Annotated in this window: 10 protein-coding genes; 5 read left to right on the forward strand and 5 right to left on the reverse strand. The window is 47.1% G+C overall.

The genetic code is table 11. The features are described from left to right. Window positions 1-897: CofH family radical SAM protein (locus OXH00_17395; protein MCY3742793.1), on the reverse strand; the 897-nt coding region annotated here is incomplete at its 3' end. A 279-nt stretch (window positions 898-1,176) separates the two neighbouring features. Here OXH00_17395 and OXH00_17400 point away from each other — a divergent pair. From OXH00_17400 to OXH00_17415, 4 genes are all read left to right on the forward strand, one after another. Beyond that, the gene (locus tag OXH00_17400; GenBank protein ID MCY3742794.1) at window positions 1,177-1,977 is read left to right on the forward strand and encodes a sugar phosphate isomerase/epimerase; all 801 of its coding nucleotides are present in this window, start codon (window positions 1,177-1,179) and stop codon (window positions 1,975-1,977) included. A gap of 9 nt (window positions 1,978-1,986) precedes the next feature. Further along, complete coding sequence (locus tag OXH00_17405; GenBank protein MCY3742795.1) at window positions 1,987-2,796, forward strand: SAM-dependent chlorinase/fluorinase; 810 nt, start codon at window positions 1,987-1,989, stop codon at window positions 2,794-2,796. Window positions 2,797-2,853: 57 nt separating this feature from the next. Continuing rightward, window positions 2,854-3,849 (forward strand): tryptophan--tRNA ligase, encoded by a 996-nt coding sequence (gene trpS, locus OXH00_17410; protein ID MCY3742796.1) that lies wholly within the window; start codon window positions 2,854-2,856, stop codon window positions 3,847-3,849. A 376-nt stretch (window positions 3,850-4,225) separates the two neighbouring features. Continuing rightward, window positions 4,226-5,002: a LamG domain-containing protein gene (locus tag OXH00_17415; protein MCY3742797.1), complete on the forward strand. Its 777-nt coding sequence runs from the start codon at window positions 4,226-4,228 to the stop codon at window positions 5,000-5,002. Between the two features lie 201 nt (window positions 5,003-5,203). Here OXH00_17415 and OXH00_17420 read toward each other — a convergent pair whose 3' ends face one another. From OXH00_17420 to OXH00_17435, 4 genes are all read right to left on the reverse strand, one after another. Beyond that, the gene (locus OXH00_17420; GenBank protein MCY3742798.1) at window positions 5,204-5,503 is read right to left on the reverse strand and encodes an RNA-binding protein; all 300 of its coding nucleotides are present in this window, start codon (window positions 5,501-5,503) and stop codon (window positions 5,204-5,206) included. Window positions 5,504-5,911: 408 nt separating this feature from the next. Then, complete coding sequence (gene polA, locus OXH00_17425; GenBank protein MCY3742799.1) at window positions 5,912-8,785, reverse strand: DNA polymerase I; 2,874 nt, start codon at window positions 8,783-8,785, stop codon at window positions 5,912-5,914. 18 nt (window positions 8,786-8,803) lie between these two features. Next, the gene (locus tag OXH00_17430; protein ID MCY3742800.1) at window positions 8,804-9,874 is read right to left on the reverse strand and encodes an NAD(P)/FAD-dependent oxidoreductase; all 1,071 of its coding nucleotides are present in this window, start codon (window positions 9,872-9,874) and stop codon (window positions 8,804-8,806) included. A 134-nt stretch (window positions 9,875-10,008) separates the two neighbouring features. Next, the gene (locus OXH00_17435; GenBank protein MCY3742801.1) at window positions 10,009-11,454 is read right to left on the reverse strand and encodes a menaquinone biosynthesis decarboxylase; all 1,446 of its coding nucleotides are present in this window, start codon (window positions 11,452-11,454) and stop codon (window positions 10,009-10,011) included. A 648-nt stretch (window positions 11,455-12,102) separates the two neighbouring features. Between OXH00_17435 and OXH00_17440 the strand changes: the two genes are divergently transcribed. Then, on the forward strand, window positions 12,103-12,801 hold the full coding sequence (locus OXH00_17440) for a discoidin domain-containing protein (GenBank protein ID MCY3742802.1): 699 nt from the start codon (window positions 12,103-12,105) through the stop codon (window positions 12,799-12,801). The last annotated feature ends 102 nt before the right edge of the window (window positions 12,802-12,903 follow it).

A 12,903-nucleotide genomic window follows, 5' to 3' on the forward strand; every position in this document is an offset into this window, starting at 1 on the left:
ATAGACTTTAATATGCGGAACATTATCAAGCATGAGGCGTGCGACCGCAATGTTACGGAGATCTGTTAATCCCGTCGTTGAAGGTAGATACGCCATACGGGTATTCGCAGGGTGGAAAGCGAGCGGAATAAAGGTCACAAACCCACCGGATTTATCTTGTTGTTCCCGTAGCCGGATCAGATGATCTACCCGATCCTCGTTTGTTTCAAGGTGTCCATACAGCATTGTTGCATTTGTGGAAATACCGAGGCGATGTGCTATATCATGGACCTCTAACCAACCGTCAGCACTGAGTTTTCCTGGACAAATTTTTTCGCGTGTCTCCTCTGCAAAAATTTCAGCACCCCCACCGGGCAAGGAATCCAAACCCGCCGCTCGTAATGCCGTTAAAACTTCTTCTATCGACATTTTAAAGATGCGTGAGAAGTGGTGGATTTCGACAGCGGTGAAAAATTTGAGGTGTACTTGTGGCATCCGTTCTTTGAGACCACGGATAATATCAAGGTAATAATCAAACGGCAGTTTAGGGTGTAATCCGCCGACACTGTGAATTTCGGTGCATCCGTGCTCTATAGAATACATCGCTTTATCTAAGAATTCATCAACACTCATTTCCCATGCCCCTTCCGTTTGCATGTTTTTTCGTGCAAAAGCACAAAAGTGGCACCGTGCGTGGAGGATACAAACATTTGAATAGTCAATGTGCTGATTGATATTATAGTAGGCAACGTTCCCATTTAAACGTTCACGGACATGGGTGGCAATAAACCCAACACCGGTAATGTCCGGGCTTTCGTAAAGTGTGACCCCTTCCTCAAAAGAGAGCCGCTGTTCTGCCTTAATTTTTTCATAGATGGCAGACAATTTCGGATCCGTAAAACAACTATAGTGCTCCATTATTTTTTATCCTGATTGGTTATCAATTTTCGGCGGAACTCGCAAGCCAAAGCCTGCTATTGTAAAATTAAAAATTACTTGACACTTGCCTCTGACTACAGGTATTATAGCATAATAACTTTAAAGATGCAAGTCTTTTTTATCGTGAAGCTTAGAAGTAATTGGACATTAAACTGAATGGCTCTGAGTTGTCAGCAGTCAGCAGTCAACCGTACACGGTAAGAGTGGTTTGCAACCGCTCTTATCGGATTGGGGTATCAAAGAGGAGTAGATAAATTTATGTCAAAGTTAGGACTGATTCACTACAACTACGCCAGTAAATCGCTTGACGATTTCCTGAAATTTACGAGCGAAACGGGCTTCAGTTATGTTGAACTCCAGATCAGCGATGTATGGAATTCAGAGACGGCTGATCCTGAAAAGAACGCCGAAGCCGTGAGGGCACAAGTTGAAGGTTATGGCTTGCAAGTCTCGGCACTGGCAGCGGGGAACGATTTTGTTCTGCTCGAAGAAGAGACGATCCGTGCCCAAGTTGAGCGGATGGAACGTATTGCCGGACTCGCTAAACTGCTTGGCACTTCAGTACTCCGTACGGAAGGTGGTGCAGCGAAAGATGCTGTCCCCGAAAGTCAATGGGTCGAAGCGATGGCTGGCTGCTTAAAGCGATGCCTCGAATTTGCTGAACGCGACGCGGTCTACTTGGCTGTGGACAACCACGGTATCGTTACAAACGATGGCGATTTGCAGGTAGAACTCTTTGAGCGGGTCGGTTCCAAGTATGTCGGTGCGAATATGGATACGATGAATTACCGCTGGGCGGGTCACGATTTAGAAACCGTAGGCAGATACTATGAAATTGTCGCGCCGTATACGTTGCACACACACCTGAAAGACGGGACAGGTTCACGTGGTGATTATCGCGGCGAGGCACTCGGCGAAGGTGAAATAGATCTCGCGAAGGCAATTCACTGCCTAAGAGAAGCGGGGTACGATGGTGTCTGGTGCTGCGAGTATGAAGGTAGAGAAAACGACGGCACGGGTCAGCGAAAAAGTTTTGCTTGGATGCAAGCGAACTTATAGTTATTGGTAATGGACAATCCATCTGGTATCATTACACTGACAACGGATTTCGGGACAAGTGATGCTTATGTTGGGATCATGAAGGGAGTGATCCTCGGCATCAATCCAGAGGTGCAGGCGGTCGATCTCACACATGCGATCCCACCGCAGGATATTCACGATGCTGCACTTTCAATCCATTCTGCGCATCGCTATTTTCCAGAAGGTACGATCCACACCATCGTCGTTGATCCGGGTGTCGGGAGCGACCGGCAGGCGGTGGTTTGCCAAACAGACCATGCTTTTTTCGTCTGTCCTGACAATGGAATATTGACCTATCTACTGCAAGAGATTGAGAACACTGGTGGACAGTCAATAAATGCGGTGGCAATTCAGAACCAGGCTTACTATCTACCAGAAGTGAGCAACACCTTCCACGGTAGAGATATTTTCGCACCTGTTGCAGCACACTTATCTCTTGGTGTGCCGCCTCTGGACATCGGTCCACCGGTGGAGGATCTCGTTCAACTCCCTGTTCCGATACCTCAAGTCTCTGGAAGCACAATAATCGGACAAATTGTCAAAATTGATAGATTTGGGAACGCGATAACGAACATATCGGAAAGCGTGCTTGCTGGAATTGGCTCTACTTACGAGATTAGGGTTGGAGGTACGCGATTGATGCGGCTCAATCGTGCTTACGCTGAATCTGGCATCGGTAAGCCTTTGGCGATTATTGGGAGTTTTGGGTTGTTAGAAATTGCCATTAATGGTGGCAGTGCCGAAGTTAGTTTGGGGTTAAAATGGGGAGATGTCGTTGAAATTCAGAGGTATAATTGACATCTCAGGCTCAGCAAGGTATAATAAAGTCAGGAACAAAAAGGAGGATAAAAAAAATTGAAACAGATTGCTTTAACAGGACTCAAACCGACAGGTCCCCCGCATATCGGCAACTACCTCGGTATGCTTAAACCGTCGCTGGAACTGGCAGAACGGTATCAGGCACTCTACTTTATACCCGACTATCATGCCTTGACCACCGTCAGAGACCGTGAAGAGTTGACCAATCTCACCTATCAAGCAACAGCGACGTGGATAGCATTGGGATTAAATCCAGATGAGGTGATTATCTACCGCCAATCGGATATTCCAGAGGTGTTTGAGTTGGCGTGGGTTTTGTCCTGTTTCACAGCAAAAGGCTTGTTGAACCGCTCGCATGCCTACAAGGCGATAGTTGATGACAATATTGCTGAGGGACGCGAAGAGGACAAAAACATTAACATTGGACTCTTTACGTACCCGGTTTTGATGGCGGCAGATATCCTGCTCTTCGGCACACACGTTGTACCCGTCGGGCTTGACCAGCAGCAACACCTCGAAATTACGCGCGATGTCGCCCTTATCTTCAATAATACCTATGGCAACGTCTTGACAATCCCAGAAGCCGTAATTCGGAAAGAAGTGATGACTATCCCCGGTATTGATGGTAGGAAGATGAGCAAAAGTTATAACAACGTTATTCCGATCTTCGCACCGTCAAACCAAGTGCTTAAGCCCGTTAAACGTATTGTAACGGATTCCATGCGTCCCGAAGAGCCGAAAGACCCCAATGAATGCAACATCTTTGCAATCTATCAGCACTTCGCGGATGCGGATGCCGTTGCTGCGAAGCGGAAACTCTATCTTGAGGGTGGGCTTGCCTACGGTGCCATGAAACAGGAACTCTTTGAATTACTGGAATCTACATTTGCCACGAAACGCGATCGGTATAATGACTTGATGAACAACACCGCTGAATTGGACAAAATACTTGGAGAAGGCGCGGAAAAAGCACGTGCCATCGCGGCACCGATCATGGCAAAAGTCCGTAAAGCCGTTGGTGTGCGTGGTTAAGCATAAAACGAGGCATTGCTGCCTCACCATCTCTTTTATACTGAATTATCGAAGTACATTGACATCTATTGGTAGGGTTTTTGATAGGGGGTTTCTTCGCGGTTTGGTAAAGTTCTCTGGTTCAGAAACTGTTCGGATTAATTTGCGTTGAAATCAATATAGAAATATGTTATAATTATAAAAATGGCATCGCCAGAAAAAAAAACTTGTGTTTTTATGCAAAATGTGTGAAAATGTCTATATCTCCTATTTTTAACGTTGCGGGGAACATCAGGCAGTTAATGCGCACTGATAGTTTTACAAATAGCGGATGAGTCAACGAAACAGATCCGCGCTGCGTCGCGGTAAATCTTTAAAGAAAGTGAGAGGAATTAAAATGAAATTTAACGCTTTAACAGTTGTCCTGTTCAGTCTGGGACTGATGGCTTTAAGCCTCTTCATTGTCAATAGCAGTAACGCCGAAATTAGCCAGAACGATGTTGTCGGCATCTGGCTGTTCGACGATGGAGCCGGAAGCGTGGCGATGGACTCGTCAGGAAATAATAATCACGGGACGATTGTCAACGCCCCGATTTGGGTAGATGGTCGATTTGGCGGTGCCTTAGGCTTTGATGGCTCAGGCAACTGCGTGAACACCAACGCGAAACTCCTCAACGGTGTGCGTGAATTTACAGTCGTTGCTTGGGTGAAACCTGGGAATATCACCACCAATCGTGTTGGGGTGATAGGTCAGAACGACTCACCAGAATTCGGTTTTATTAACCCGACATCTGTCATGCTGTGGACACCTACAGCTGGCGGTAACGAAAATCCTTACGAACACCCGCCGGGTGAGTGGCATCATGTCGCTGCCGTTGCGACCCGAACCTTCACGAAGGTTTACGTTGATGGCAATCCGACGACGAAGGAAGGCAGCTGGATCAATCACGGCAGGTCCGATTTCAATGTGAATATCGGTGGATGCGGCGTTTGGGACGGTAGCGGGAACTGGTTCACAGGGGCAATGGACGAGGTCGGTCTTTTCCACGCGCCTTTGACCGATGCAGATATCGTTGACCTGATGAATAACGGCTTGAACGCTTTGGGGGTTGCAGTAGAACCGGCGGGTAAACTTGCGCTAACTTGGGGGTCGCTGAAAGAAACAGAGTATTAAACACCTCTGGACAGCGGAAATGTTGGGGAAATGGTACGCGTTACTATTTCCCCGCTTTGTCCCACTGTTGCACAGATAAGCCCCGGTTCGAGACCGGGGCAAACTTATGAACCGCAGAGAACATCGTATGCCTCGCGGCATTTCCTTCCTACTTCAGAGATTCATGCAGGTGCAGTAGCACCGAAGCTAACAGGAAACAACCTATATTTCCATATCGTTGTCGTCTCTATCGTCGTACCGGCGTGGCTCGCGGCGTTCTGTGCGAGGACGCGCAGGATTGACTTTCAGGGGACGTCCCATCATCTCTTGACCATCCAACGCTTCTATTGCTCGCTCGCCATCCTCTTGGTTTTCCATTTCAACAAATCCAAACCCTTTGGAGCGACCGTCGTACCGGTCACGGATAATCGTAGCGGTAGCAACTGGACCATACTCACCAAAGAGTGTTTCGAGGTCTTCTTCCGTGGCGGCGTAAGGCACGTTGCCAACGTAGATATTCATCTCGTTTCTCCTTTTAGAAACTATATGTACCCTAACCCGACATTATAAGCACTTACGGTATACCCGCAGAACACACGGTGCGTCCATGCGAACCGATATTTTTCAGCATAGCGGCATAGGGTAATGAAAATACGGGAAAATGAGAAACTGAGCACTGTCAGCATTTTCAAAGGCAGAAATTTGGCAGCAAGCGTAGGAAAGATTTCAAAATTAGCGATCATCAATCTCTTTTCGGAACCCTTGGCCCCTCTCACAAAAGAGAGCAGTTTTGGTTCCAAACCGTAAAACTGTCAAAACACTACTCGTAACTTTGCCAGCGGACACTATCACATTTTCCTTAAAATGTACCATAAATTATATCACAACCTTTGCCGTTTGTCAATTTTAAATTTCATTTTTAGAAAATTTTTACTTCGCGACCATCCAATTATCCCCAATTCCTGCTTCTGTCCGAAGCGGTACGAGCAGCGACATCGCATTTTCCATCTCTTCACAAACAATCTCAGCCTGCTCCGCAGCGACTGTTTCCGGTACCTCAAGTACCAACTCATCATGAATCTGTAGCAGCATTTTTAACGGCAATTTATCCGCATCAATTCGATGTTGTACATGTACCATCGCCGCCTTCATCAGATCCGCAGCAGAACCTTGCACGACGGTATTGATTGCCAAGCGTTCACCGAGACTGCGCCGACTTCGGTTGGTGGAATAAATTTCAGGAATCGCGCGTCGTCTACCGGTGAGTGTACGCACATATCCGTGATCTGATGCTTCTTGGACACACTGCTGCAGAAAACGATCTATTCCCGGAAAACGCGTTTTGTAATCCTCAATGAGAGCTGATGCCTCTTTTACACGCATCCCCTTAATCCGACGCGCCAGACCTGTCGGGGAGACCCCATAGATGATACCGAAATTAATAGTTTTCGCCTTATCACGGAGTTCTCGTGTAACCAATTCCGTCGGCAACTGAAACACCTGTGAGGCAACAGTTGTATGGATGTCCAAATCTTCGGTGAATGTCTCAATCAGACTTTCATCTTCACTAAAGTGTGCCAAAATACGGAGTTCGATCTGCGAATAGTCCGCGCAGATTAACTTATGTCCTTCTGGTGCCGTAAATGCACGCCGTAACTGTCTGCCGATCTCCGTACGGACAGGGATATTTTGTAGATTCGGACCGTCGGACTTCAAACGACCCGTTGCTGTCGTTAACTGATAGAGATGTGTATGGATACGGTCTGTTCTTTCATCAATAGCACTCTGGAGCTGTGCCAGATAGGTGCTCTGTAACTTACGATACTGGCGGTAATCAATAATTAAGCGTGGTACACTCGTCTTCGGATCGTTGACATCCTCTCTGAGGGAAAGTGCTTCTAACACAGTGACATCCGTGGAGACTTTGCCGCCGCGTGTCCGTTTTACCGGTTTGAAACCGAGCTCATCAAACAGGACTTGCGCCAATTGGCTTGGTGAATCAATATTAAACGGATACCCGACTATTTCGTGAATTTCTGCTTGCCGATCATTAACGAGTTTTTCAATGACCCCGCTTTGGCGTTTGAGTTCCGCTTTATCGCAAACGATGCCGTTATATTCCATCTCAGCGAGAATCGGCGCGAGCGGTGATTCGATCTCGCGCACCAATTCTGTAATACCCAACGCATCAAGTTTCGGCGTAAGGAAGTGATAGAGACGGAGCGTGATGTCTGCATCTTCTGCAGCGTAAACTGTGGCTTCCGCCAAAGGCACTTCATCAATTGTCTTCTGCCGTGTGTTCTCTGCCTCGAACAGTCCATCCAATTGTTCTGCTTCGTCAGTAGACGTTGGATCGTTGGAATCCCGCGTTAGTTCCTCAAACGAGATCATTTTATGCTCTAAATGGAGCAGTGCCAACGTATCAAGGTTGTGAGAGGGTGTCCGCGCATCGACCAATTGGCTTGCGAGCAGCGTATCAAAAACCACACCTTGAAGTTTAACACCGTTCCTAATGAGGATACTTGCATCAAACTTCAGGTTATGTCCACATTTCGGTCGCGCCGGATCCTCAAGAATCGGCTTGAGTGCCGAAAGCACGGTGTCTATATCTAAATGGTTTTCAGGCTGCGGGGAACGCACCGGTACATAAACGCCTCGTTTCGGTTTCCAAGAGAAACTTAACCCACAAAGTTTCGCTTCACGATCCAAGCCATCTGTTTCGGTATCAAAACTGATGATTTCTTGTACCGATAGCGTCTCAACGAGCGCGTTCAGATCTTCGAGCGTAACAACCGCTGAATAATCGCCTGTTTCAGCGGTGCCGTAGCTGCCCTTGTCCAAAATAGCATCCGTTTTTTGTGCTAATTCCGCAACCCGTTCCTTGCGTGTTGCCGGTGCGGTTACAGACTCAGTATCCCCGCCTGCAAGTTTTGTTACAACCTGTTCATAACGTTTGAGTTCCAATTCCTGAAGCAGCGGGCGGATTTTCTGAAGGTCAAGCGGTTTGACGCGTGCCTGCTCTAAGGAAAAGTCCAAATCAGCGTCTCGTATCAAGGTTACCAGTTGTTTTGAAAGCGGAAGTTGCGCTCTCGCCTTTTCCAAATTCTCGCGACGTTTCCCTTTAATCTCATCAATGTTTTCAAAAATACCGTCAATAGAACCGTACTGCTGAATCAATTGTGCAGCGGTTTTCAAGCCTACTTTTTCGACACCGGGAACATTATCAGAAGTATCACCCATCAACGCAAGCGTATCAATAACTTGGTCCGGTTTTATACCTTTCGTCTCCCACAACGATCGCTCATCAACAATCTTATTGTTGTGGAGGTCGAGCATTGTCACCCGGTCCTCAATCAGCTGCTCCAGGTCTTTGTCTCTGGAAATAATAGAAACATCAACATTTTGTGCGTTTGGATCGTCAAGTATTGCTTGTGTAACAGAGGCGATGATGTCGTCTGCCTCCAATTCCGGTTTACCGAGCGTCAAAATACCAAATGCCTCAAGCAATTGCAGGATGCGATGAATCTGGGTCACGAGGTCATCAGGGGCAGGAGAACGATTCGCCTTGTATTCCGAATAGAGTTCATTGCGAAACGTGTCGCCGGGTGTATCAATTGCAGCGACGACATACTTTGCCTGAAGCTCGGTTAAAATTCTAATCAGCGTTCCAGCGAATCCGAAGACCGCATGTGTCGCTTCACCGGTAATGCTGCTTGTTAACCCACTACGAATCGCGTAGTAAGCGCGAAATATTTCGGCGTGCGTGTCAATAATATAGACAGTATCCTTTTGCTCGTTCTGCATTATTTCTATGTGTCCCTCCTAATCCGGAAAGTGCCACCGACGCAAGGAGTCTGATGCCGACAAACCTGCTTCCTGGCCAAGTGCGAACGCCGTTGCGATCAGGTTTCGCTCACCAGATATAATATCGCCCGCGGCAAAGAGTCCAGGAATCGGGTCCCCATTGCTATCTAACATTTGCATATCTTCGTTTGCGATAATCAAACCTTCTTCGTCTTTCTGGTAATCCCATCCGTCAAGAAACTTCGTATTCGGGATTAAGCCTTCATCAACAAGGAAACCGTGGAAAAATAACTCGCTTCCATCAACCATCTCAAACCCTAAAAGGTCTGTTTTTTCACCAATATGCCGTTTAATCTTTGTCTCAATGATATTAATTTTACGTGCCTTCACCTGTTCCAACACAGGCGGCGACATACCGTGCGGTCTGCCGTTTGTTAGGATTGTGATTTTATCGGTAAAGTCTTGCGCACCGATCGCTGCCTCATAAATATAGTCGCCGACACCGAGGAGTGCTAAATGTTCATTGACATGGAGATGTCCATCGCACCGGATACAGACGTGCCACCCTTTTTTGTTACCGGCGTAGCGGAAGACGGTCGCATACTGCTTATAGAGGCGTTCTTCACCTTGTTCAAACTCAATATCGGGCCATTTGTCATCAAACCCGGCAGCAACGACCACGGTGTGAGATTTAAAATGTGTGACCTCTAAAGGTGTATTTTGTTTAAGTGTTTTTGTAGAGGCTTCAAGTTCAAAGAGATCACCGCTCCGTGTGAGTTTTTGCACCAATCCATCGCGTATATCAATGCCAGTTTTTCGTTTTTCCGATCCGAGCATGAAATCGACAACCGGGCGGCTCTCCATCCACTTCATGAGTTCCTTCGCAAAATTGGGGCCGATGATACCGGGAAAGACCGGCGCGTCTTCAATCTCCACCGACTTTGACCAGTAAGCACGCCCGCGACTAAAACTGACTTTTCCAGAGTGTAGCATCAAGACATGCCGCATTTGATGGCTCGCTGAGACTGCGGCTTGTGTGCCAGCAGGTCCCGCGCCAATCACTGCAACATCGTAAATCGTTTCTGCCATCGTTTTTCTCCTTTAAAGTTATCAGTTGTCAGAGCGATTTTTTCTGCGAAAAAATCTTTCATGCCTCGCAGTGAGATCAACGTAACTGCCACAAGGTAACTCTTAACTGATAACCATTCCTCCGATAACCATCCTTAAAACCCATATTTTTTCCACTTCTCATCAACTAACGCAATCACGTCGTCAGACATCCGAATCTCCTCGGGCCACTCGCGTTGATACCCTTCCTCTGCCCACTTCGTCGTCGCATCAATACCCATCTTAGAACCGGCACCCATAAGTGGAGAAGCATGATCCAACACATCAACAGGTCCCTCGACGATTGTCACATCCCGTTTCGGATCAACATTGCTGCCGACATAGAAAAGCACCTCTTCAACATTCTGAACATCGACATCTTTATCAACAACGATGATGATTTTACTGAACATCAGCTGCCCGAGTCCCCAAAAACTGTGCATCATCTTTTTTGCCTGATAAGGGTAGTGTTTGTCGATAGAAATCAGTGCGAAATTGTGGAATACGCCGAACAAGGGTAGATTCATATCTACGAGTTCCGGGAGCTGCGTCTTAATCAACGGCATAAATATCCGCTCAGTCGCTTTCCCCATGTAGCAATCCTCCATCGGCGGTTTACCGACGATAATTGTCTGATAGATGGGGTTTTTGCGGTGCGTAATCGCCGTGATGTGCATCAGTGGGTACTCATCTGCTAAAGAATAAAACCCCGTATGATCACCAAACGGGCCTTCTATGCAAGTCTCGTCTGGCTCAATATACCCCTCAATCACGATGTCGGCATCTGCTGGGACAAGCATATCAATCGTCTTAGCAGGCACCATCTCAACATTCGATTTACGGAGAAACCCTGCAAATAAGAGTTCATCAATACCGGACGGCAGCGGTGCCGTACCGATGTAAGACATTGCCGGATCGCCGCCGAGCGCGATTGCCACAGGCATCTGTTGCGCGGCTTGACGATATTCGCGATGATGCGCGGCACCATCGTGGTGAATCTGCCAATGCATCGCTAATGCGTGTGGGGTTATCTTTTGCAAACGATACGTCCCGACATTTCGTTGACCTGTTTTGAGGCTATGCGTAAAAACTTGGGGTAAGGTGATATACCGGTCAGCATCGAGGGGCCAGCATTTAATAAGGGGTAGGACATCCAAGGATGCGTCTTCACCGGTCAAGACGACCTCTTGACACGCGCCTTTTTTCACTGTTTTCGGTGGAAAGTTCGTCAGTTGGGATAGCATCCGAAGGATTTTCACTTTATCAAGGAGCGTATCAGGGGCATCCAATTTAATCATACTCTCAATTTCGGACGCGACCTGTCCAAGATCGTCAACACCGAGTGCCATCGCCATCCGCCGATACGAGCCGTAGGTATTAATCAGGAGCGGCATCTTGCTGCCCTCAACCTTTTCAAACAGGAGGGCGGGACCCTCTGCCTTACTCACGCGATCGGTAATTTCGGCAATTTCGAGGTCCGGGGATACAGTCGTTTTAATGCGTTTGAGTTCGCCTGCACGATCCAAGGCTTTCACAAACTCTGTGAGGCTATCGTATGCCATGAAAATCCTTTCATTTTAATCAGCGGTCAGCGATCGGCAGTCAGCAATCAGTAAATTGATTTTCCTGTTCATTGCGTGCCTTCTTTGTGTATAGTAACCCAAGTTGCTACCAATGGATTTTGAGCATTATAACACGGTTTTTCCCACACTTTCTTCACCCCGTAGGGGTGGTATTGCTGCGCAGTGAGAATAGAAACTCCCAGGTCCGGTAGGTGCGGTTTCCTAACCGCACCGGACATCGGGAAAAAATTACCCGATTAAATTCTTAATCTTCATTAGGAGTGCCATTGCTTCGCAGTGAAAATAAATAGGTGGCAACTTGCGTTATAGTAAATCACATTTGCTTGTGTGTGTCAAACAAAAAATGTGGATTCCGCGTTACAACGCAGTTCTTCCGACGAAGGGGAGTTTCGGTAACTGCACAAAGTTTTCTATGATAATCTAATGCTTTGCGTTGTTTTCTATATTTTTCAAAAATGACATTGAATTTTCCATAATGCTATGATATAATATCATATAATATGTTACTATAAAATACAGATTCGTAAGGATTGGTATAGTAAAATGGGTGCAGTTTATTCAAACTCACCTACTTAACACGAAGCTCACGTAAAAGTGAGATTCATTTCTCTTAGGAGATTGAACGGCATGAAAATTATGTTAGTATTAGCAGGATTTGTGTTGATGATGGCCTACTGTATTATCGGAAACCCGATCGACATGGCACAGGCGGAGGAAGTCTTGGGAACGGGAACGGAGTCACTGCTCGGAGGCGACCTAACCGACCCAGAAGACAATGGCGAGCCTGACGCAGATAAGGGGTACGATGCCGAATTCTCATCTAATGAGGAACCCGGGTTCGGGGGCGGCGAATTTTCGTTTAATGTCTTCGATAACCGCCTGGGTCCCATCAATGACAAATGGTGCTGCGGAAAGGGAGGCGGCATCCCAGATGAAGGGTTATGGATAATGGCTGAGTTTGAGGAGCAGTACGCATTGACACACTTCACGGTATCTTCAGCGAACGATGTGCCTGCAAGGGATCCTACAGTGTGGGAGGTTCAGGGCTCGAACGACGGTAAGAAATTTGAGACCATCTATGCCCACGATGGCGATAGTTTTTGGGATCAGCGACTGCAAGTCGTCCTGTTTGAGGCGGGGGAAGATTACGACAAGCAAAAAACCGGGTATCGGTTTTTTCGGCATGTTACTTTTGACACCGCAGCGAACCCAGCTGGGGCATACTTCCAAATTGGCGAAATTGAGTTCTTCGGCGATGATAGTTATCCGGTAGATCCTAAAACCAAGCTCGCAACCACATGGGGGCGCATCAAAAACGCCCGATAAGCGCAAATATCGGACATTTTCTAAATCGGAAACCTGAATCGAGTAATAACTCGGTTTGGGTTTCCGTTTTTCATTTCCGACCGTTTCAATGAACTGCCTAAA

It is taken from the genome of Candidatus Poribacteria bacterium (assembly GCA_026706025.1).
Lineage (GTDB): Bacteria > Poribacteria > WGA-4E > WGA-4E > WGA-3G > WGA-3G.